This is a genomic window from Flavobacterium amylolyticum, from assembly GCF_048284335.1.
In the GTDB taxonomy this organism is placed as follows: domain Bacteria; phylum Bacteroidota; class Bacteroidia; order Flavobacteriales; family Flavobacteriaceae; genus Flavobacterium.
Window position 1 is genome coordinate 21,672 of record NZ_JBLVPG010000003.1, and the last position, 21,091, is coordinate 42,762.

The window sequence follows — 21,091 nt, forward strand, 5'->3', positions numbered from 1 at the left end:
TTACTTGGCAAATTTAGGGCCGTTTAACAAAAGTTTCTGTTGATGTAAAACAAGAAATTCTATTGATCTAAATCAATTAAAATTATTTACGAATGTTAATTTGCTTTCGAACGCGACTCAATGTTTCTGGTTTAAGTCCTAAATAGGAAGCAATCATGTGTTGGGGTACACGTTTGACAATTCCGGGGTATGCGTTTCCTAAATTGATGTATTTTTCTTCGGCTGTCTCTGTCAAAGCTGAATTTATTCTGGCTTGATTGGCGATATATGCATTTTGCAACAACAAGCGTTGGTACCTTTCAAACATTGGAATTTTATCCATCAGCGCTTCTCTAGCCGATGTTGTTAACAAAAGTAATTCAGAATCTTCCAGTGCTTCAATCGTGTAAATTGAAGCGCTGTTAGTTAGGAAACTGGACAAATCCGTAATCCACCAACCTTCAATTGCAAATTGTACGATGTGCTCATTTCCTTTTTCGTCTATTGTAAAAGAACGTAAAATTCCTTTTTCAATAAATGCATTGTAGATACAAATGTCTCCTTCTTGCAACAATGTTTGTTTTTTACGCAACTTTTTAGGGATAAAAAATGTTTTACACAGCTCCATTTCTTCGTGGGTAAGAAGTACTTTTTCCTGAATGCTTTTAAATAATTGTTGAAACATGGTTGCAAGGTACTAAATACTCGAGAATCAATAAAAATATTATGAAACTAAAAAATAATCCTTAATAACTATTGAAAAATCTAAAAATGGAATTCTGCATAAATCAAAATATCTGATTATCTTTGCACAGTCTAATTTTAATACACAAATGAAACCGAACACACAACAATTAAACGATTTAACAATCCAAGTCAGAAGAGATATTCTTCGAATGGTACACGCAGTCAACTCAGGTCACCCCGGCGGTTCTCTAGGCTGTACTGAATTTCTTGTAACCTTGTACCAAAATATAATGGAACGCAAAGAAGGCTTTGATATGGATGGTATAGGAGAAGATCTTTTCTTTCTTTCTAACGGACATATTTCACCTGTATTCTATAGCGTTTTAGCAAGAAGCGGTTATTTCCCGGTTTCAGAACTGGCGACTTTCCGTCTGATTAATTCAAGACTACAAGGCCACCCCACTACACATGACGACTTACCAGGAATACGAATTGCCTCAGGTTCTCTTGGACAAGGATTATCAGTAGGAATTGGTGCTGCTCAAGCAAAAAAATTGAATGGTGACAACCATATTATTTATACGCTCCACGGTGATGGTGAATTGCAGGAAGGTCAAAACTGGGAAGCAATCATGTATGCATCAGCAAAAAAAGTGGACAACCTTATTGCTACAATCGATTTAAACGGAAAACAAATTGACGGAACAACTGACGAAGTTTTAGCCATGGGAAGTATCCGTGCTAAGTTTGAAGCTTTTGATTGGGATGTTTTAGAAATTGAAAAAGGAAACGATATCGAAGCTATTATTGCTGGTATGAATGATGCAAAATCAAGAACTGGAAAAGGAAAACCAGTTTGTGTATTGTTGCATACTGAAATGGGTAATGGTGTAGATTTTATGATGTATAGCCATGCTTGGCACGGTAAAGCACCTAATGATACGCAACTTGAAATTGCTTTAGGACAAAACTACACAGCAGCAGAAAGCGACTACTAAAACAATTAAGAGTTTTAAATTACAAATTAGAAGTCTCAAAACTTTAATTTTTTTAAATTCTTAAATCATTTTAATCTTCAAATTAGAAAATGAAAAAATATACAAATACAGGAAGTAAAGATACACGTTCGGGTTTTGGAGCGGGAATGACTGAACTAGGTCAAAAGAATGAAAATGTGGTAGCACTATGTGCAGATTTAATTGGTTCCTTGAAGTTTGACGATTTTAAGAAAAATCATCCGGAACGTTTTTTCCAAATCGGAATTGCTGAAGCTAACATGATTGGAATTGCGGCCGGTTTAACTATTGGTGGGAAAATTCCTTTCACAGGGACTTTTGCCAACTTTTCTACAGGAAGAGTGTACGATCAAATCCGTCAATCCGTTGCGTATTCAGAGAAAAATGTGAAAATTTGTGCCTCACATGCTGGATTAACATTAGGCGAAGACGGTGCAACACACCAAATCCTTGAAGATATAGGATTGATGAAAATGTTACCTGGAATGACAGTAATCAACACCTGCGATTACAATCAGACTAAAGCCGCTACATTGGCCATTGCAGATCATCATGGCCCTGTATATTTGCGTTTTGGTCGTCCGGTTGTACCTAACTTTACGCCAGCTGACGAACCTTTCGAAATCGGAAAAGCAATTGTTTTAAGCGAAGGCTCTGATGTAACTATTGTTGCTACCGGACATTTAGTTTGGGAAGCGTTAATTGCAGCTGAAGCATTGGAAATAAAAGGAATTTCAGCTGAGGTAATCAACATTCATACTATTAAACCATTGGATGAAGAAGCTATTTTGAAATCATTGGCAAAAACAAAATGTATTGTTACCGCTGAAGAACACAATATTCTTGGTGGTCTTGGCGAAAGTATTTCTAGAGTATTAGCATTGAATAGCCCTGCCCCACAAGAGTTTGTTGCGGTAAACGACAGCTTTGGGGAATCCGGAACACCAGAACAATTAATGGAGAAATACAAATTGAACAATCAAGCAATTGTTGAAGCGGTAGAAAGAGTAATGAAAAGAAAATAATTTCTTTCTAGTATACCAAAAAAAAATCCAGTTCAATTGAACTGGATTTTTTTTAGTATGCTATTTTTTAATTGCATTTTACCAAATGTCTTTTAATTCTAGCTGGATCAGTTGTATTCCCATTACAACTAGGAATAGCTGCAAAAGGAATTAAAACACCATTAGCATCTGTGATCTCTTTTCTTGTACTAACACCGTCTCCGTCATCATCAGTATCTAAAAAATTAGGAATACCATCTCCATCAGTATCATCTGGATTTACAATTCCTGTAGCCAAAACGCGCATATAACCATCTCCATTTATATCTTCTTGAAAATTCATAATCCCATCTCCGTCAGAGTCTAATCTGTTGACTTCATACAATTTAAAACTAAATATTAACGGAGCATACGCAGGAATACTGGCACTTCCTGAGTTATAATACCCCAGCCCTGAAGGCACAAACATTACACCTGCTCCAAAATCCTTATACGAAACGGTACCATCGGTATTAGAGGAATAGGTTCCCGTTTTAAATTGCGGGAAAATTTCACCCCATCCAGTAATAGTAGTCGTTAAATTAAAAAATTGTTGTGGATTCTTTGATTCTTCAAAGAATGTGGTAGTTAATGTTTCGACCTCGGCAACTTTCTGACGAGATAAATAATCTCCTTTGTATGCAGTTAATACACCATCAACATTTGATGGTGAAACTCCTATTCCTTCTCTTAGAACTAAATAATATAATTTATAGGTTATAGTATGAAGAACAACTTCTCTGCTTAAAAGTTTAGGAAAGGTAGTTTTATCTTTATACGACCAAATAGAAGGTTGCGTACCACCTGACGGAATCTTAGTAAAAGCAACATCTTGATCGTCTTGAAAACCAGCATGATCAACAATAGTAATATAATAATTTTTTAAATATTCTTCAATATCAGTTAAATCAGTGGCATATTGCACTGCATAGCCTCTAGGTGGTTCAATTTCAGCCACATCATCTTTTGAGCATGAAAATAAAGAGACAGTTGTAATTAATAGAATAAAATAATACTTAAATTTGTTCATTATAGCTAATTTTTTAAGTGCGCAAGATACAATATTGATTGATTTTTGTAAACTATTTAACTCTGATTTTAGAAAATTTATGAGAATAGATAAATATTTATGGTGCATGCGGTACTACAAAACCAGAAACATGGTTACCGAAGCTTGTAAAAAGAATCACGTGACGGTAAACGGCCTTGTCGCTAAACCTTCAAAGGAAGTTTTTCCCACGGATAAAATCACTTTTCGAAAAGATCAAATTACCCAAATTATCACGGTTTTAGACATTCCTGAAAGCAGAGTTGGAGCTAAATTAGTGGATATTTACAGACGAAACGATACTCCGGCAGAAGCGTATCAACATTTAGAACTCTTAAAATTGTCCAAAGAACATTATCGTAAAAATGGAACCGGAAGGCCCACTAAAAAAGACCGAAGAGACATTGACGAATTTGGCAATGAGATAATTACTGACGACGATACCGAATAAAAACAGGATTTAATCTTTTCCGTTTAATAATTAAACCTAAACAATAAACTAAAATAATGAGCAAAAATATCATCTTAACGAATCAGGAAATAGAGCATAAAATAAAAAGAATTGCGTACCAAATCTATGAAACATTCGTAGATGAAGAAGAAATTGTCATTGCTGGAATTGCAGCAAACGGTTTTATATTTGCAAAAAAAATAGCCTCGGCTCTGGAAACTATTGCTACTTTAAAAGTCTCACTATGTGAAGTACAAATCAATAAGCAAAATCCCCAATTACCTATTCATACCTCACTGTCAAAAGAACAATACGCCAATAAAGGCTTAGTGTTAGTGGATGATGTTCTAAACTCGGGCACAACACTAATCTATGCGGTAAGACACTTTATAGACGTCCCTTTGAAAAAATTTAAGACCGCAGTTTTAATCGACAGAAATCATAAGAAGTACCCAGTAAAAGCTGATTTTAAAGGAATATCGTTATCCACCTCTTTACTAGAACACGTGCAAGTAGTTTTTGACGAAAATGAGGATAATTATGCTTATTTAAGCTAAGAGCGCACTAATATCCTGAATAGTCTGATCGACCGTTTTATCATCAACTGTAATTTTGTATTGTGCTTGGTTGTAATAGAAACTTCTATCAAAAAGATGTTTTGCTATAAACTCTTTCATTTCCTCTTCGCTTTTATCCGCAATAAGAGGGCGCTTGCTTTTATTAAAAGCCAATCTACTGAATAACGTATCTATTGAAGCCTTTAGATAAATAGAAATGACATGCGACGCTTTTAACAATTCATGATTGTTCGCATAACATGGCGTTCCTCCTCCTAAACCTATAATTAAGTTGTCGGGTGAATTTAATAATTCTATAAAAACTTCATGTTCTAACTTTCTAAAATAAATTTCTCCATGAGTTTCAAAAATGGTGTTTACAGATAAACCTACTTTCTCTTCGATCTTTTTATCCAAATCAACAAATGGGATTCCGATATTTTGTGACAATTTATTTGCAATTGTAGACTTACCACAACCCATATAACCTAATAAAACTATTTTTTTCATCTGAATAAAACCTTACAAATTAAGGTGTTGAGTAATTTTGTTTAAAAAAGACAAATTTATAATAAAATTGCTTGGAAAACTCCAAAAAAAGTCCTTATATTTGCACCCGCATTCAAGGAAAGAAAATGACTCGATAGCTCAGTTGGTAGAGCACATCACTTTTAATGATGGGGTCCTGGGTTCGAGCCCCAGTCGGGTCACAAATTTGTGATCAACACATACTTTTCTTGAAGCATTGACTCGATAGCTCAGTTGGTAGAGCACATCACTTTTAATGATGGGGTCCTGGGTTCGAGCCCCAGTCGGGTCACTAAAGGTCGAGTAATTTATTACTTGGCCTTTTCTTTTTTATGGCCACGTGGAGAAACGGTAGACTTGCCAGCTTGAGGGGCTGGTGCTCGCAAGGGCGTGTGGGTTCAAATCCCACCGTGGTCACTTTAAAAGCCTGTTTACAGGATTTAACAAAGGTTTTAGTCAACATTTAGTCAACCAAATTGAAAAGTGTAGATTAAAACCTTCGTTAATATAAAACTCGTCCTAAAATTACTCCTAAAATTCTTTTATTTTCTAATTAAAACATACATCGAGTAACGCTACTACTGTAGCATCAATAAAAAAGCCAGTCAAAATGGACTGGCTCTTACCTTTAGTTTTTTTTATTTCCAGCCACCGCCTAAATCCCTGTAGACGTGCACTACGGCATTCAGCTGCGCTTTTTTGGTTTCTATAAGCTCGAGTTTAGATTCCAGCGCGTCGCGTTGCGTCATCAAAACTTCAAAATAATCAGCTCTGGCAGATTTAAATAAATCACCTGCTATTTCTATAGACATGTTAAGAGCATCTACTTGTTGTGATTTTAAATCATAACTCTTCTCCAAATTACGAATTCTAGAAAGTTGATTAGATACTTCCAGATACGCATTTAAAAGCGTACGCTGATAATTATACATCGCTTGAAGTTGCCTTGAATTGGCGTTGTAAAACTCGGCTTTAATCGCGTTCCGATTGATTAGTGGTCCAGCGATATCACCCGCTAGAGAATAAAGTACTGATTCAGGGAACTTAAAGAAATAAGAAGGTTTAAATGCCTGTATTCCTAATGCTGCCGTAATATCAAGCGAAGGATAAAATTCTGCACGAGCCACTTTCACATCTAGCTTTGCCGCAGCCAATTCTAATTCCGCCTGTTTAATATCCGGACGGTTGGCTAATAATTGTGATGGAATTCCCGAATTAATTCCTGAAGGTAGCAAACTTAAAAAATCACTTTTATCCCTCGCTATTTCTTGCGGATAGCGCCCCAGCAAAAAGTTAATCTTATTCTCCGTTTCCTTTATCTTTTGAAAAATATCAAATTCCATACTTTTGGAAATTAACACCTCCGCTCTAAACTTTTGAACAGCTAATTCAGTAGTCCTAGCAGCTTGTTTTTGGATTTTGACGATTTCCAAGGCATTACTTTGCAAGTTGATATTCTGTTTTACAATTCCCAACTGACTGTCGAGAGCGAGTAATTCGTAATACGAAGCTGCAACCTCAGCGATAAGGTTTGTAATCACAAAATTTTTCCCTTCTACGGTAGATAAATACCTGCTTACAGCCGCTTTCTTAGCATTACGCAATTTCTTCCAGATATCTATCTCCCATTTTGCATAAGCAGCCACGGTATAATCCTTTAGCGCATCCGGAACTTCAATGCCAGGAACAATTTCTGTAGCTGCATCACCAGCGCCTTGACTGGTGTACCGCCCTACCTTTTCAACTCCGGAGCCAGCCCTTAAACCAACTGTTGGAAACAACGCCCCTTTTTTGATTCGGATTTCATTCTTTGCAATTTCAATTTCCTGCAAAGTGATCATCAGCTCCTGATTATTTTGAAGCGCTGTATCAATCAAAGCTATCAGGTTTTTGTCCTTAAAGAAATTCCCCCATTGAATTGCAGCCGTATTAGTGGAATCCCGATTACTTCCGAAAGATTCCGGAATAGGGCTATTTACATCCGATGTAGCGATTACTGGAGCTTTACAGCTTACCACCGCCAGGCAAATACCTAACGAGATAAAATATTTATGTAGCTTGATTTTATACATGATTATTATCAATTTCTTCCGTTAATGGATTTTCTTCTTCCTTTTTTACTAACTTGTATTTTTCTGCGATTCTACCAAAAACGTAATACAATCCAGGAATAATAAATACACCACAAATTGTTCCGATTAGCATCCCTCCCACCGCAGCAGTACCAATAGTTCTGTTACCAATTTTACCTGGTCCAGAGGCAAACACCAAAGGAATTAAACCGGCAATAAAGGCAAATGAAGTCATCAAAATAGGGCGGAATCTCGCTTTAGAACCTTCCATGGCTGCTTCGAGCACTGATTTTCCTGCTGCATGTCTTTGAATAGCAAACTCGACAATCAAAACGGCATTTTTACCCAACAGACCAATAAGCATAACCATAGCTACCTGAGCATATATATTATTTTCTAAGCCTGTTAGCTTTAATAGAAGGAACGCACCAAAAATACCGGCTGGCAAAGAGAGAATGACCGATAATGGCAAAATAAAACTTTCATATTGTGCTGCTAAAACTAAGTACACAAAACCTAAACAAATCAAGAAGATCCAAATGGCTTGATTCCCTTGTGCTACTTCATCGGCAGAAATTCCCGCCCAGTCAATCCCATACCCTCTAGGCAGTTTTTTTTCTGCCACTTCCTGAATCGCTTTAATGGCTTCACCACTACTGTACCCCTCAGCTGCGGCTCCACTTATTTCAGCAGAAGTATACATATTGTGCCGTGTAATTTCCGACAATCCATATACTTTTTCCAACTTCATGAAAGCCGAAAAAGGAACCATTTCATCTCGGTTATTCTTTACATACAATTTTAAAATATCTTCAGGCAAAGCTCTATATTCTGGAGCTGCCTGCACAATTACTTTATAATTAAATCCGTACTTAATAAAGCTAATTTCATAATTACTCCCCACCAGTGTAGATAAAGTATTCATAGCATTATCAATGGATACGCCTTTTTGCTGTGCCAAATCATTATCAACTTTCATCATAAACTGCGGAAAACTGGCACTGTAAAAGCTAAATACTGAAGCTAGCTCAGGACGTTTATTTAACTCGTTAACGAATTCAGTATTTACTGTTTCCATTTTTTTATAATCCCCTGAACCCGCTTTATCAAGCAAACGAAGTTCAAACCCACCTGCAGCTCCATACCCCGGGACAGCAGGGGGCTGGAAAAATTCAATGTTTGCACCGGGAATGTTTTTAGCTTTTTCTTCTAATTCTGCCATAACCTCTTGTACTGCATTTTTCCTATCGTTCCAATCTTTGAGGTTTATCAAACAAGTTCCGGTGCTTGAACCAGTACCTTCTGTCAGAATTTCATAACCTGCCAAAGCCGAAACTGATTGGACACCTTCGACAGTTTCAGCAATTTTCTGCAGTTTTTCGGCAACACTATTGGTTCTTTCTAATGATGAACCTGGAGGAGTTTGAATAATAGCATAAAACATCCCTTGATCTTCATTTGGAATAAAACCAGAAGGCACATTGCTACTTATTACCCATGTACCTACACAGAAACCTATGAGCACGATAAAAGTGATGGTTCTTCTATTTACAATATGACTCAACGCATTTTGGTACTTTCCAGCCGTAGTATTAAACGTAGTATTAAAACCATCTATAAATCTGTTTACCGGAGTTTTCTTTTTAGGCTTACCGTGATTGTTTTTCAACATCATAGCACAAAGCGCCGGTGTTAGCGTTAATGCCACAATACCAGATAGAATAATTGCAGTTGCCATAGTGATGGAGAACTGACGATAGAATATCCCAACAGGACCTGACATAAACGCAACTGGAATGAATACCGCAGCCATCAAAAAGGTAATGGCAATAATAGCACCCGCAATTTCATGCATCGCTTTTTTAGTCGCTTTTATGGCTGACAGATGCTCTTCTTCCATCTTGGCATGCACGGCTTCGATCACCACAATAGCATCATCAACCACGACACCGATCGCTAATACCAGTGCAAATAAAGTAATAAGGTTGAGCGAAATTCCAAAGAATTGCATGAAAACAAAAGTTCCAATAAGTGATACGGGCACTGCAATTGCCGGTATAATAGTTGATCTCCAATCTCCTAAAAACAAAAACACAACCAATCCCACCAGAATAAAAGCTTCAACCAAAGTGTGAATTACTTTTTCGATAGAAGCATCCAGAAATTTAGAAACGTCATAACTAATTTCGTAATCCATTCCTTTTGGGAAAGAATTTTTCTTGATTTCTGCTAATTTTGCCTTTACCTCTTTAATAACCTGGCTGGCATTACTACCATACGATTGCTTCAATACAATTGCAGCAGAAGGCTTACCGTTTAGGTTCGAGTAAATATCGTACATAGAACTTCCAAACTCAATATTAGCAACGTCTTTTAATCGTAAAATTTCACCGTCAGCGCTAGCTCGTAAGACAACATTTCCGTATTGCTCTTTTGTTGTAAATCGTCCAGAATATTTCAATACATATTCAAATGCCTGAGATCGTTTACCGGAACTCTCACCAGTTTTACCTGGCGATGCTTCCAAACTTTGATTGGCCAATGCTTCCATAACCTCATCTGTAGAGATTTTATAAGCCAACATTCTATCTGGTTTCAACCAAATTCTCATGGCATACTCACGCGTACCCAAAACATCAGCAAAACCTACTCCATTTACCCTTTTTAATTCGGAAAGGATATTAATTTCGGCAAAGTTGTAAAGAAATTTTTGATCGGTATTGTTATCCTTACTATAAAGGTTTACATACATTAACATACTCGATTCTTCACGTGTAATCTTTAAACCTTCTCTTACCACTAATGGCGGTAATTTATTAACCACCGAAGCAACCCGATTTTGAACATTTATTGCTGCTTGATTTGGGTCTGTACCTAAATTAAATATTACTTGTATGCTAGCCTCTCCATCATTACCCGCATCAGAAGTCATATATTTCATTCCTGGAACACCATTCAAGGCTCTTTCTAACGGAATAATTACTGATTTGATCATCAGTTCACCGTTAGCGCCAGGAAAATCGGCTGTTATATTGACTTTTGGTGGAGAAATTGAAGGGAATTGAGTCACTGGCAAATTTGTTAGAGCCAAGACACCCAAAAAGACTATTATTAGCGATATTACAATCGATAGAACTGGTCTTTCAATGAATTTATTAAACATCTATTTATTTTTTAATGATTAAACCAAATTGGAATTACGAAGTTATTCCGCTTTTAATCGCAAATGAGCCAGAACCATATTAGGTGCTAGATATTCATACTTGATTTTGTCCTCTTCTTTTACTTTCTGAACCCCTTCTAACACGATTTTATCATTCTCAGAAATACCACTGCTTACGACATACAAGTCGGGCATTTCACTATTTATAGTTATTTCCCTGGATCGCACTTTATTATTTTTATCGACCACAAAAACATATTTCTTATCTTGAATTTCATACGTTGCTTTCTGCGGAATTACAATAGCATTTCGAAGCGGAACCAACATCTGAACCTCCCCCGTTTCACCATTTCTTAACAGTTTATCTCCATTAGGGAATTTTGCTCGGAAAGCTATATTCCCGGTTTCATTATTGAATTCACTTTCAATAATTTCAACTTTTCCTCTGTATTTAAAGGGTTGATTGTTTGCTAGAATTAGCGTTACATTTGTTTCGGCACGGTTTTTTAAATTGGTTTGATAATCGATATATTCTGGTTCCGAAACATTAAAGTAAGCAAACATCTGACTATTGTCAGAAAGGCTTGTCAGCAATTCGCCTTCATCAATAAGACTTCCTAATTTCAACGGAATACGGTCAATGGTACCGTCAAAAGGCGCTCTAATTTCGGTAAATGACAAATGGATTTTTGCTAGCGACACTTCTGCTTTTGCTTGTTCAAGTTTAGCTTGCGCCATCGCTTGCTCATTTTTTGAAACTACATTTTTATCCGCCAAGGTTTTGGCATTCAGTAATTCGATCTGTGCCGCTTTTTCTTCTGCTTTTGCTTTTTGCAATTCAGCTTCATAAATTCTTGGCATGATTCTAAACAATAGTTGACCTGCCTTCACAAACTGCCCTTCATCCACATAAATGTTTTGCAGATACCCTTTTTCTTGTGCTCGAATTTCAATATTTCGAACAGATTTGATCTGCGAAACATATTCCTTGGTATATGAAGTATCTATTTTTATTGGATTTGTAACTGTAAATTTTTCAGCTTCTTCTTTTTCTTCTTTTTTAGTTGTACAGCCTGTGAGGTACAACAAGGCAATTAAGCCCGTGATAACGAGTATTCTTTTCATGATATAAAATAGAAATTAAGCGAATTGATGCTTGGAATTAAGAATTCCTTTAGACGTAAAAAGTCATCAATTTCCTGAAAAGTATTTGTATTCCGGTACCCAAAAATAAGGCACTATATTTTCACGAGGTAAGTAGGGATTACAACTTTGGAAATTGACGTAGCGCAATTATCAAATCCTTAAAACGCTCTGAGTAATATAAATAGGATTTGATTGACCACAAAACGGGGAAGAGATTTTAAAATTCTTGGTATAATAATTTAAAACTGGCTGACAGGAGAACATCAAATACCAGTTTCTGGACAAGTCTATTTTATTAGTAAAAAAATTATCTGAAACCTTATCTTTAAGATTCTCACCGCTGAAGCACTCCTCTTCTAATTCAAAATCAGCTGAGATAATTATACTACTACTATGATTGGTGTTGTCAAATCTTACTTCTCCATTTTTTACACTGCTTGAAGTTAAAGCGCTGCTTATACTGCTATCATGCGTTGCTGCATGAACATAATTCCCTCCACCTAGCAGATGGAAACACAAGTATAAGAAAAATACAACTACTTTCATTGGGCATCAAAAGTAATAAAAGTAACGATTGAAATAAAAGAAATCAATTATGTTTAACAAAAAAAAAGGACGAAAACGTTTTTTATTATTCGCCTTTGTTATTTATTAAAAATAAATATGTTTAAACATTTTGTGAAATTTTAACATTTTAAAAACGACAATTCATTAAGTTCTTTTTCTTGAATCATAAAATATATTGCTACTACTTATTTTAAATAAGTTAATTTCTCCAAATCTTGTATAAAATAGCACTAAAATTATTTTAAACAATTATAAAAAACGGTTAGCTTACAACATATAATTAGTGATAAATAAACATCCTGTTTCAATTTTTAAAAAACACTTTTTAAAGTGTTTTTTAAAAACATTCCTAACAAAGTACAAACAGCCAAGCTTGCTGTTAATACCAGGAAAGAACCTATATAGAAAAACACTATATATTTTTTTGCCCTAACCAGTTTATTGTTTTGTTTGTGTTGCCCTGTCTTTTTCATCTCCAGAAAAGTAATCGTTAGATAATCGTAATAAAATAAAAATCTTCGTTAAGACAAATTTATAGCTATTAAAAAGATTTGACAATACCAACTTTTAGTGATTTTTTTAGACTGAATCCCTTTATAAAAAACATTTGTCCTACAAGAATAATAGACCTTTAATCTAACGTTATTAAATCTTTTTTTTAAAAATCTAACTTTTAAATCCAGAAGAGAAACAACTCATTTAAGTATTTAAAAACCTTCTTTAAAATAAATTCCATTCCTGTTCGTTATTTAAATAATTAAAAAAGTATTGTACCTTTATCTGGTAAATACCTTTAATCATTAAATAAACTCCCCCATTTCAAACCTTAAATTTTTATGAAAAAATTAATTCTTCTCTTATTATTATTATTAAGTTCCCTAGCTGGATGGAGCCAAAACCCAATCGCATATGATCTATTTGACAAAGCATTAAAGAAAGCTGAAGCCGGAAATATTAAAGGAGCCATTGATGATTACACCAAAGCAATTAAAGTGGATCCTATATTTGCGGAAGCATACTTAAACAGAGCACTTTTGAAACAAAAATTAGGCGATATTAAAGGTGCTCTAGCCGATGCAAACACAACGATTAAAATAGATCCCAAAAAAGGCGATGCATACACTACAAGAGCAGATATAAACTATAAAGCCAAGGATTACAAGAGTACTATTGAAGATTGCACTATATCCATTGGTTTAAATGCAAAGGATTACATTGCCTATAATTTGAGAGGTCTTTCTAATTTTCATGCACAAAACAAGAAAAATGCTTGTGCCGATTTTACAAAAGCAATCCAATTAGGCAGTCAGAGCGCTATTAAAAATAAAAAAATGTTTTGTAAATAATTTTTTAACGATAATTTTCTAAAATTTAGGTTAAATAAAAAAGCGTCTTAAAATTATCAAGACGCTTTTTTAATATTTACAAAACCGTTTATTTCATTAATTGCTGTAACGGTTTCAATTGTTCTAAATCGATGTTTGACTGCTGCAACATACTCATCAGGGTCATAATAGTAGTTGGATTCATGTTTTTACCCAAAATCCGGACAACAGCAAAACCGTTTTCTTTTTTATTGGCATACAATATAAATTCCTCAATGTGTTCATCCGTGCCTACAAAACTTACCGAAGCACCTTCCTTTCCAGAACCAAATTTCATCAATTGCTGATACTTTTTATCTTTCAAAATCAAATTAACTTTGGCGCGTTCCATTTCAAATTCTGCCTTGTTATTATTATTCACTTTAAAAGCAAGGATATTCATTTTATCAAACGATTTCAAAGCATCAGTTTGGGCTACTGATAATTTTGTCTTATCAACATTCAAAATACTAGGAGAAACATCAAGGGCTACAAAATTTTTGTTTTCGGTATTTTCTACAAAATACTTTTGCAAAGTTGGCTCTGAGCTGCAACTGATCAGGAATAAACTAAACAGCAGCGTAATTCCATAAATTATTTTCATGTTACTTTTTTCCTTTAGTTGCTTTCTTCAAGTCATCGCCTCCAGGAATTCTCATTTTATCAGTTAGAACTGAAATTTCATTCAAATCGAAATTACCCGTCAATGACATGAGAACTGTATCATCATTTTTAGCTCCCTCAATAAACATCAGCAACTCTCTAATTTGGGAATCTGAAGCACCTGATTTAACCAAAATTTTTATGTTTCTTCCATTCTCATTCACACGCATCAACTCTTCTAAACCTGCTGATTTGATGTACTTGTCTGCAACTAATTTCATTTCGCCTTCCACTCGAGTACTTTTTGTGGTAAACACTTTTAGATTATCAAGTTTTTTTATTAGGCTTAAATATTGCTGCATTTCTTTATCCGAAGCATCTACTTTCACTTTACTCATTAAGTCGAACATTTTTTTATTGACAATAATCGAAGTTACATCATCTTGACCGTCGAATTTATCGAAAGCTGCTTGCGCAAAAAACGGACTGGAAATTAAGACAAAAAGCAAAGTGAGTAAAATCTTTTTACCTGAGATTAAGGTTGTGTCGTTATTGTGCTGCTCTATTGCTGTGCACAAACTTGAATTGGGATTGATTGATTTCATTTTTAATTTATTTAGCATTGTTTAAAATTAATTCTAGTGGTTTTATTTTTCAATTATTTTCAAAAAGCAGTTAAATACCTCCTGATTTACGTTCCGTGTTTATGAACACTTTATTTTTAGTGATTTCATATTCCTCTATATACTGAACCGTTTCTATGCCAACATTTACTTTATTAGATAATAAAGACAATGCCTTTTGAGTTGCTTTTAAAGCTACTTTCGGATCATCATACGTTCCTAAATCTTTACTTTGACTTACTACAGATTCCGAATTATAAAACACATAGCTTCCTACTCCTAACAATATAGCTACCGAAGCCGCAATAGAAAGCCATACTACATTTTGTTTTCTATCTCTATGTGGAATACGCTGTCCTTCAAATGGAAGCATTTCTTGTTCAAACTGCTGCGCTCTGGTAGCTGCAAAATGTTCAAATAATAACTTATATGCTGCTAAATGAGGAGCAACATCTTCCGATAAAAAATAATCTTGTAAATCTCTCTCCTCCTGAATAGTTGTTTCTCCATCAAAATATTTCTCTAACAACTGTTCTACTTTATATAATTCCATAATTGTGTGTATTTATCATGTATTCCCGTATAGTTTTTCGTGCTCTTGAAAGCGCCACCCTAATGGCACTCTCCTTCATATCTAACATTTTTGCCATTTCCTCAAACTCGTATTCCTCTATATCGCGAAGTTGAATAATGATACGCTGCTGCTCTGGTAATAGACTGATACTTCTTTCCACCCAATTTAAACTATCGTTATCTTCTAATTTTTTATCTAATGCAGGTTCGGAATCCGCATAATTAGTATGCACTATTTTAAGATTTCCAGCCCTTTTGGATTTTAATTGATCCAAACAATAATTTTTAGTCATCGTCATCGCAAATGCTTCAACACTCGTGAATCCAGTCAAACTACCATTTTTACTCCATAATTTTACAAAAACCTCTTGAGTAGCATCTTCAGCTTCCTCTGTACTTACCAACAATCGTTTCGCTAATCTGAAGACTTTGTCTTTAAAAGGAGCCACAAGCAGCACAAACTCATTTTGGGTCATAAAAGTTAAGTATTAAACTGGTTATACAATCAAGACGATTCAAATTTATTTTTGCAACATAAATTATAAAATAAAACTAAAGTTAGTATTTTTACGTTAATTAAGTATTAAAACAACACTATGAGAACCACATTCAAATTTACACTTTTATTATTTATTGCAACTTTATCTTTTCAAGGCTGTCAAGATAATGATGATATTGCGCCTCCTGCTAGTTTAGACATCCAAGATTTTATATGGAAAGGTATGAACCAATATTATTTATGGCAAGCTGAAGTCCCTAACTTAGCAGATGATCGTTTTGCGGACCAAACTGCGTTAAACACTTTTTTAAAAGGATACCCTGTTCCAGAGGATCTTTTTAATGCTTTGAGAGTTAATCGCTCCATTGATCGGTTCAGTTGGATTGTAAGTGATTATTTAGAGCTCGAAGGTACACTTCAAGGAACTACTAAAAATAATGGTGTCGATTTTGGTTTAAGTTATAAACCGGGGAGTACTACAGAAGTATTTGGTTATGTACGTTATATTATAGCAAATTCAGATGCTTCAACTAAAAACATAAAACGCGGTGATTTTTTTACTGCTGTAAATGGCACACAACTCACCATTAGTAACTATGAGTCGTTACTTTTTGGCACTAACGAAAGTTATACGCTAAATCTTGCCGAATATAACGGAACCACAATTGTGCAGAATGGAAAAACAGTTTTGCTAACCAAAACCGTACTGTCTGAAAATCCTATACTAATCAACAAAGTTATTACGTCTGGTTCTCATAAAATTGGCTATTTAATGTATAATGGTTTTTATGCAAATTACGATAACGAATTAAACGAAGCTTTTGCTTCTTTAAAGTCACAAGGAGTGACCGACTTAGTTTTAGATTTAAGGTACAATGGTGGAGGATCAGTGCAAACTGCTACACGACTGGCGAGTATGATAACCGGACAATTTAAAGGGAAAGTTTTTGCAAAACAACAATGGAATGCTAAGATTAATGCGTATTTCGAAGCTGAGAATCCTGCCGCTTTATTTAATTATTTCACTGACAAAATTGGAACTACATCTATTAATAGTTTGAATATGAGCAAAGTTTACATTTTGACTACCGCAAGCTCCGCATCGGCAAGCGAACTGGTAATTAATGGATTAGAACCACACATTAACGTGGTACAAATTGGTGATGTAACCGTGGGGAAAAATGTAGGTTCTGTTACCCTTTATGACTCTCCTAGTTTTGGATCTGAGAACAGAAACCCAAATCACAGATATGCCATGCAACCTATTGTATTAAAAATTGTCAACTCAGTTGGTTTTGGTGATTATTTCGGTGGATTACAACCTGACTTTTTGTTAAAAGAAACGTTGAGTACCCTTGGAATTCTTGGCGATACTACTGAACCTTTATTGAGTACTGCAATTGGAAAAATAACCGGAACCTCCAGAGTGTTGAAACAAAGTCAAGGAAAAGATTTTGAATTTTTTAAAGATGCAAAATCAATCAAAGGAATCCAAAATCAAATGTATCTTGAAAAAGCTCCAGAAGGGCTTTTGAAAGCTTTAGAATAAAACAATTGTAGTGTAAAAAAAAAGGAAGTCTCTTAGTGAGGCTTCCTTTTTTTGCTTTATGTAATGAGACTCGTTATAATTTAATATTCATTCCTAATTTAAAATTTCTCCCCAAAGTACTGTACCCAACATTTTCAACAAAATCAGCGTTCAAAATATTACTTACCGCCCCAAAAAGAGACAGTCTGTTTTTTATCAATTCGTAACGAACAGATGAGTTTACAAGTTGATAAGAACCTAAAACGATCTTCTTTGTAGTGAACGTATTTCCATCAAAAAAAGCATCGTTTCTACTATGCACATATTGATAATTTACATTAAAAAACAACCTGTCATTGATTTGAAAATCAACAGCTGAATTCACTTTATGTTTTGGAATCAATCGATCCAGTGCTTGATCTACTTGTGTAAAAGTATAATTTGAATTCCAATTAATATTTTTGCTCAAGGCAAAAGAGACTTCTGTTTCTACTCCTTTTGCCTTATTCATACCATCTATATTGATATAATTAGAATCAAAAGTTATTGGATCAAAATAGAATCCTATAAAATTGGTTTGTTCCCGATAAAAGCCTACTGCATTCAGTTTAATTCTTTTATCAAATAACTGTGTTTCAAAACCGGCTTCTATCGTACTATTTTTCTCCGGTGTCAAATCCCCATTTCCATATTCTGAATACAATTGATACAAACTTGGCGTAACAAACGCTGTACTATAAGAAGCTAAAATTTTCAATGGAATCGATTGGAAATCATACGATGGATTTACATTATAAACCAATTGGTTACCATATTGACTGTGAATATTCAAACGTGCCCCAGCATTCAAATTCAACCCAAAATCGGAGGTAAAAACTCCCGTCACATAAGGATCAATCATATTAAATTTAGTAGCTTCCTTCATAATTCCTCCGTAAGGCGTTTCGCTATTCATGTCATGGAACTGGTATTGTGCCCCAGCAACAAAGAAAAAAGAATCTGCAACTTCGTATTTATTGAAGGCATCCACGTTGACACTTCGGGACTCGTACTGAGAAAATCCAGCTTTGTTAGCGTAAAAATCAAAATCATTATAGGTACGGACAATTTTGTTAAAACTGGCATTCATAACAAATTCTCCCTTATTATATTTATATTTTGGCAGAAAACCAAAACGAAATTGCTCTGAGTCTGTAGAATTTAAATTGGTATCATTTGTACCGGTATTATCAAAAGAAGCATCATAATCTAAACTGATTTTATCATAATTCCCAAAGAAATCCAAGGTCAATTTATCCGTTGCTTTGTACCCTAGTTTAGCCAAATAATTGATCCTAGAAAAACGATCTTCTTCATAATTATCTTTTGGATTGACAGGGGCAATCTGAGAAATTCCGCTAACTTCGGTACTGTTTAAAGACGCAAAATAATTCACTTTATTTGCATTTCCGTTTACTGAAAAACCTTGATTAAAATTTTGAGCGGTAGTTTTGTTGGTCGTCGCAGTATTATTAGTCCCGATATTTACATACGCATTTCCCTCAATTGCTTTCTTACCCGATTTTTTCAAAGTAATATTTATGACACCTGTAGCCGCTCCAGACCCATAAAGAGTACTGGCAGCTCCTTTCATAATCTCAATACTTTCTACCTGCTCCACTGGAAGCAAACGCAAATCATACTCAAAACTAATTCCTGAAGCATCATTCACTGGAATTCCATCGATAAGAATAAGAACTTGATTGTTTTTCCCTCCACGAATGTAGTATCCTAAATTTTTACCGGCTGCACTCTGGTTCCCATTAATTTCTAGACCTGCAACGGTACTCAGGATGGTTGCAATGCTTTGCCCTGCTTTGTTTTTTAAATCTTCAGCTGTAATTTTAGTGATTACTTTTCCAGATTTTTCTTTCGCTAAAGCAAATTTCGAGTCTGAAACTACCACTTCGCTCAACTCATCTTGCGTGGAGATAACTTCATTTTGTTGCGCAAAAGCACAGGTTGACATTAGTACGCACAACGCACTAATACGAACGATTTTTTTGTTCATTTAATTAACATTTCGCAACAGGTATTTTTTACTGTTACATGACTAAAAAGTGGGAGAAAAGCATAGAATTACCCATACCCAAACCTTTTTTCCCGAAAGTTTGATACTCGATGTACTAGGCAGGTCTCCTGGCTTGCGTCTTGTTGTTTACCTTCCCATTCTTTAAAGCGAACAGTGGTTTGTAGATAACAACAAGCTTTATAGCTTACAGTTGCGGGTACAGCACAGGATTTTAATTCATGATTTAAAATTCATGCTTTAGGATTCAACTCCTAAAACTTTAATCGTCAAATCTATAATCTTTCACCTGATTCCCTTTTAATGCTATTCTGAAAAAACAAAACAGCAACCTCAATACGGGTGCAAATATAACTTTATGATTGGAATAAAAAATAAAATTTGATTTTTAAAAAGGATTAAATATACCTTTGTAGCTCTTGAAAATACTTTTATGAAATCATTTTTTTTAAATTTCACGCTTTTTCTATTTGTCATTTCCTTTAGCGGATGTAAACAAAACAACAATGCTTCTAATACTGCAATCGTAACTATTAGGAATGAAATTCAATATGCTAAAGGATTAGAAATTTACAGATACAAGGGCTATGCAATCGTGAAAATCACTAACCCTTGGCCTGAAGCCAAAGAAAATTTCACTTATATTTTACAAGAAAAAAATGGTATTATTCCGGACAGTTTAAAACGATTTACAGTAATTCCAATTCCTTTAAAATCAATAGTTGTAACCTCAACCACCCATATTCCAGCACTAGAAATGCTAGGCGTAGAAAATACGCTGGTTGGATTTCCTAATACTGATTATATTTCTTCAGAGAAAACACGCAAACGAATTGACATAGAAAAAGTAAGAGAAGTAGGCACTAACGAGACATTAAACACCGAAGTCCTTGTAGACATGGCTCCAGATTTAATTGTTAGTTTTGGTTTAAACAACAGCAATCCCACTTTAGACAACCTCCAAAAAAGTGGTTTAAAGGTTATGATAAATGGGGATTGGACCGAACAATCACCGTTAGGAAAAGCGGAATGGATTAAATTTTTTGGCGTTTTGTATGGTTTAAATACTAAAGCAAATTCCGTTTTTTCCAAAATAGAAACAGAATATAAAAACACATTGGTCTTAGTTAAAAAGGCAGTTTCAAAACCTACTGTACTTAGCGGTGCTATGTTTCAGGATCAATGGTACGTACCACAAGGCGAGAGTTGGGCTTCTCTATTTCTAAAGGATGCACAATCAAATTATTTATGGGCGCAAACTAAAGGAACGGGTAGTTTACCATTACCCTTTGAAACCATTTTAGAAAAAGCACAAAATGCTGACTATTGGATTGCTCCTGGCGATTTTTCTTCATTAAAACAAATGAGCGACAGCAATCCCCATTACAGTGAATTTACTTCGTTTAAAAATAAAAAAGTATATTCGTACGGAATAAATAAAGGTGCTAAAGGGGGTATTTTATATTTTGAATGGTCTCCCACCCGCCCCGACTGGGTATTGAAAGATTTAATTAAAATTTTCCATCCCGAATTATTACCCAATCACAAACTTTTTTTCTTTCAGAAATTAGAATAA

The 21,091-nt window shown here is 34.8% G+C and carries 19 protein-coding genes, 3 tRNA genes and 1 riboswitch; of the genes, 10 read left to right on the forward strand and 12 right to left on the reverse strand.

Going from position 1 to position 21,091, the window contains the following annotated elements; genetic code table 11:
- Positions 1–82: 82 nt before the first annotated feature.
- Entirely contained in the window at positions 83–664 is a 582-nt protein-coding gene (locus ACNQF9_RS10930) for a Crp/Fnr family transcriptional regulator (RefSeq protein ID WP_417960483.1), read from the reverse strand.
- Between the two features lie 148 nt (positions 665–812).
- On the opposite strand from ACNQF9_RS10930, the gene ACNQF9_RS10935 reads away from it, so the two are divergent.
- Together ACNQF9_RS10935 and ACNQF9_RS10940 are read left to right on the forward strand one after the other, a co-directional pair.
- Positions 813–1,664 carry a transketolase gene (locus tag ACNQF9_RS10935; RefSeq protein ID WP_417960485.1) on the forward strand — a complete coding sequence of 284 codons (852 nt, stop codon included), beginning with the start codon at positions 813–815 and terminating at the stop codon, positions 1,662–1,664.
- A gap of 89 nt (positions 1,665–1,753) precedes the next feature.
- Positions 1,754–2,707, forward strand: a complete 954-nt coding sequence (locus ACNQF9_RS10940; RefSeq protein WP_417960487.1) for a transketolase family protein — start codon at positions 1,754–1,756, stop codon at positions 2,705–2,707.
- Between the two features lie 67 nt (positions 2,708–2,774).
- Here the strand turns inward: ACNQF9_RS10940 and ACNQF9_RS10945 are convergent, their stop codons facing one another.
- On the reverse strand, positions 2,775–3,755 hold the full coding sequence (locus ACNQF9_RS10945) for an FKBP-type peptidyl-prolyl cis-trans isomerase (protein ID WP_417960489.1): 981 nt from the start codon (positions 3,753–3,755) through the stop codon (positions 2,775–2,777).
- A gap of 79 nt (positions 3,756–3,834) precedes the next feature.
- Between ACNQF9_RS10945 and ACNQF9_RS10950 the strand changes: the two genes are divergently transcribed.
- Both ACNQF9_RS10950 and ACNQF9_RS10955 read left to right on the forward strand, forming a co-directional pair.
- Positions 3,835–4,224: an RNA-binding S4 domain-containing protein gene (locus ACNQF9_RS10950; RefSeq protein WP_417960491.1), complete on the forward strand. Its 390-nt coding sequence runs from the start codon at positions 3,835–3,837 to the stop codon at positions 4,222–4,224.
- A 56-nt stretch (positions 4,225–4,280) separates the two neighbouring features.
- On the forward strand, positions 4,281–4,781 hold the full coding sequence (locus ACNQF9_RS10955; protein ID WP_417990230.1) for a phosphoribosyltransferase domain-containing protein: 501 nt from the start codon (positions 4,281–4,283) through the stop codon (positions 4,779–4,781).
- On the opposite strand, the gene ACNQF9_RS10960 is transcribed toward ACNQF9_RS10955, so the two are convergent.
- Positions 4,773–5,291, reverse strand: coding sequence for a shikimate kinase (locus ACNQF9_RS10960; protein WP_417960495.1), 519 nt, complete (start codon positions 5,289–5,291; stop codon positions 4,773–4,775). The genes ACNQF9_RS10955 and ACNQF9_RS10960 overlap by 9 nt on opposite strands.
- A 127-nt stretch (positions 5,292–5,418) precedes the next feature.
- Between ACNQF9_RS10960 and ACNQF9_RS10965 the strand changes: the two genes are divergently transcribed.
- From ACNQF9_RS10965 to ACNQF9_RS10975, 3 genes are all read left to right on the forward strand, one after another.
- Positions 5,419–5,491, forward strand: a tRNA-Lys gene (locus ACNQF9_RS10965).
- Between the two features lie 37 nt (positions 5,492–5,528).
- Positions 5,529–5,601: transfer RNA gene (locus tag ACNQF9_RS10970), tRNA-Lys, on the forward strand.
- A 42-nt stretch (positions 5,602–5,643) separates the two neighbouring features.
- Positions 5,644–5,726, forward strand: a tRNA-Leu gene (locus ACNQF9_RS10975).
- A 221-nt stretch (positions 5,727–5,947) separates the two neighbouring features.
- Here the strand turns inward: ACNQF9_RS10975 and ACNQF9_RS10980 are convergent.
- The 4 genes from ACNQF9_RS10980 to ACNQF9_RS10995 all read right to left on the reverse strand — a co-directional run bounded on the left by ACNQF9_RS10980 (position 5,948) and on the right by ACNQF9_RS10995 (position 12,236).
- On the reverse strand, positions 5,948–7,381 hold the full coding sequence (locus tag ACNQF9_RS10980; protein WP_417990231.1) for a TolC family protein: 1,434 nt from the start codon (positions 7,379–7,381) through the stop codon (positions 5,948–5,950).
- Positions 7,374–10,544: an efflux RND transporter permease subunit gene (locus tag ACNQF9_RS10985; RefSeq protein ID WP_417960499.1), complete on the reverse strand. Its 3,171-nt coding sequence runs from the start codon at positions 10,542–10,544 to the stop codon at positions 7,374–7,376. Before ACNQF9_RS10985 ends, ACNQF9_RS10980 begins: the two co-directional genes overlap by 8 nt.
- A gap of 42 nt (positions 10,545–10,586) precedes the next feature.
- On the reverse strand, positions 10,587–11,669 hold the full coding sequence (locus ACNQF9_RS10990; protein WP_417960501.1) for an efflux RND transporter periplasmic adaptor subunit: 1,083 nt from the start codon (positions 11,667–11,669) through the stop codon (positions 10,587–10,589).
- Between the two features lie 171 nt (positions 11,670–11,840).
- Positions 11,841–12,236, reverse strand: a complete 396-nt coding sequence (locus ACNQF9_RS10995; protein WP_417960503.1) for a hypothetical protein — start codon at positions 12,234–12,236, stop codon at positions 11,841–11,843.
- An 857-nt stretch (positions 12,237–13,093) separates the two neighbouring features.
- On the opposite strand from ACNQF9_RS10995, the gene ACNQF9_RS11000 reads away from it, so the two are divergent.
- The gene (locus ACNQF9_RS11000; protein WP_417960505.1) at positions 13,094–13,603 is read left to right on the forward strand and encodes a tetratricopeptide repeat protein; all 510 of its coding nucleotides are present in this window, start codon (positions 13,094–13,096) and stop codon (positions 13,601–13,603) included.
- 88 nt (positions 13,604–13,691) lie between these two features.
- On the opposite strand, the gene ACNQF9_RS11005 is transcribed toward ACNQF9_RS11000, so the two are convergent.
- The 4 genes from ACNQF9_RS11005 to ACNQF9_RS11020 form a co-directional block, all read right to left on the reverse strand.
- Positions 13,692–14,225: a DUF4252 domain-containing protein gene (locus ACNQF9_RS11005; protein WP_417960507.1), complete on the reverse strand. Its 534-nt coding sequence runs from the start codon at positions 14,223–14,225 to the stop codon at positions 13,692–13,694.
- A 1-nt stretch (position 14,226) separates the two neighbouring features.
- Positions 14,227–14,829: a DUF4252 domain-containing protein gene (locus ACNQF9_RS11010; protein WP_417960509.1), complete on the reverse strand. Its 603-nt coding sequence runs from the start codon at positions 14,827–14,829 to the stop codon at positions 14,227–14,229.
- Between the two features lie 70 nt (positions 14,830–14,899).
- On the reverse strand, positions 14,900–15,400 hold the full coding sequence (locus ACNQF9_RS11015) for a hypothetical protein (protein WP_417990232.1): 501 nt from the start codon (positions 15,398–15,400) through the stop codon (positions 14,900–14,902).
- Positions 15,387–15,896 (reverse strand): RNA polymerase sigma factor, encoded by a 510-nt coding sequence (locus tag ACNQF9_RS11020; RefSeq protein WP_417990233.1) that lies wholly within the window; start codon positions 15,894–15,896, stop codon positions 15,387–15,389. Before ACNQF9_RS11020 ends, ACNQF9_RS11015 begins: the two co-directional genes overlap by 14 nt.
- A 120-nt stretch (positions 15,897–16,016) precedes the next feature.
- Between ACNQF9_RS11020 and ACNQF9_RS11025 the strand changes: the two genes are divergently transcribed.
- Entirely contained in the window at positions 16,017–17,468 is a 1,452-nt protein-coding gene (locus ACNQF9_RS11025) for a S41 family peptidase (RefSeq protein ID WP_417990234.1), read from the forward strand.
- A 73-nt stretch (positions 17,469–17,541) separates the two neighbouring features.
- Here the strand turns inward: ACNQF9_RS11025 and ACNQF9_RS11030 are convergent, their stop codons facing one another.
- A complete protein-coding gene (locus tag ACNQF9_RS11030) occupies positions 17,542–19,497 on the reverse strand; it encodes a TonB-dependent receptor plug domain-containing protein (RefSeq protein ID WP_417960516.1) in 1,956 nt (651 codons plus the stop codon).
- 101 nt (positions 19,498–19,598) lie between these two features.
- Positions 19,599–19,866: riboswitch (cobalamin riboswitch) on the reverse strand.
- Between the two features lie 82 nt (positions 19,867–19,948).
- Between ACNQF9_RS11030 and ACNQF9_RS11035 the strand changes: the two genes are divergently transcribed.
- Positions 19,949–21,091: an ABC transporter substrate-binding protein gene (locus ACNQF9_RS11035; protein ID WP_417990235.1), complete on the forward strand. Its 1,143-nt coding sequence runs from the start codon at positions 19,949–19,951 to the stop codon at positions 21,089–21,091.

What these genes read in the sequence shown, in the direction of transcription:
- ACNQF9_RS10935 (WP_417960485.1), top strand. Translation starts at nt 813, where the DNA reads ATGAAACCGAACACACAACAATTAAACGATTTAACAATCCAAGTCAGA.
- ACNQF9_RS11015 (WP_417990232.1), bottom strand. Translation starts at nt 15,400, where the DNA reads ATGGAATTATATAAAGTAGAACAGTTGTTAGAGAAATATTTTGATGGA.
- ACNQF9_RS11010 (WP_417960509.1), bottom strand. Translation starts at nt 14,829, where the DNA reads ATGAAATCAATCAATCCCAATTCAAGTTTGTGCACAGCAATAGAGCAG.
- ACNQF9_RS10940 (WP_417960487.1), top strand. Translation starts at nt 1,754, where the DNA reads ATGAAAAAATATACAAATACAGGAAGTAAAGATACACGTTCGGGTTTT.
- ACNQF9_RS10930 (WP_417960483.1), bottom strand. Translation starts at nt 664, where the DNA reads ATGTTTCAACAATTATTTAAAAGCATTCAGGAAAAAGTACTTCTTACC.
- ACNQF9_RS11025 (WP_417990234.1), top strand. Translation starts at nt 16,017, where the DNA reads ATGAGAACCACATTCAAATTTACACTTTTATTATTTATTGCAACTTTA.
- ACNQF9_RS11005 (WP_417960507.1), bottom strand. Translation starts at nt 14,225, where the DNA reads ATGAAAATAATTTATGGAATTACGCTGCTGTTTAGTTTATTCCTGATC.
- ACNQF9_RS10950 (WP_417960491.1), top strand. Translation starts at nt 3,835, where the DNA reads ATGAGAATAGATAAATATTTATGGTGCATGCGGTACTACAAAACCAGA.
- ACNQF9_RS11030 (WP_417960516.1), bottom strand. Translation starts at nt 19,497, where the DNA reads ATGAACAAAAAAATCGTTCGTATTAGTGCGTTGTGCGTACTAATGTCA.
- ACNQF9_RS10980 (WP_417990231.1), bottom strand. Translation starts at nt 7,381, where the DNA reads ATGTATAAAATCAAGCTACATAAATATTTTATCTCGTTAGGTATTTGC.
- ACNQF9_RS11020 (WP_417990233.1), bottom strand. Translation starts at nt 15,896, where the DNA reads ATGACCCAAAATGAGTTTGTGCTGCTTGTGGCTCCTTTTAAAGACAAA.
- ACNQF9_RS10990 (WP_417960501.1), bottom strand. Translation starts at nt 11,669, where the DNA reads ATGAAAAGAATACTCGTTATCACGGGCTTAATTGCCTTGTTGTACCTC.
- ACNQF9_RS10995 (WP_417960503.1), bottom strand. Translation starts at nt 12,236, where the DNA reads ATGAAAGTAGTTGTATTTTTCTTATACTTGTGTTTCCATCTGCTAGGT.
- ACNQF9_RS10985 (WP_417960499.1), bottom strand. Translation starts at nt 10,544, where the DNA reads ATGTTTAATAAATTCATTGAAAGACCAGTTCTATCGATTGTAATATCG.
- ACNQF9_RS10945 (WP_417960489.1), bottom strand. Translation starts at nt 3,755, where the DNA reads ATGAACAAATTTAAGTATTATTTTATTCTATTAATTACAACTGTCTCT.
- ACNQF9_RS10960 (WP_417960495.1), bottom strand. Translation starts at nt 5,291, where the DNA reads ATGAAAAAAATAGTTTTATTAGGTTATATGGGTTGTGGTAAGTCTACA.
- ACNQF9_RS10955 (WP_417990230.1), top strand. Translation starts at nt 4,281, where the DNA reads ATGAGCAAAAATATCATCTTAACGAATCAGGAAATAGAGCATAAAATA.
- ACNQF9_RS11035 (WP_417990235.1), top strand. Translation starts at nt 19,949, where the DNA reads ATGAAATCATTTTTTTTAAATTTCACGCTTTTTCTATTTGTCATTTCC.
- ACNQF9_RS11000 (WP_417960505.1), top strand. Translation starts at nt 13,094, where the DNA reads ATGAAAAAATTAATTCTTCTCTTATTATTATTATTAAGTTCCCTAGCT.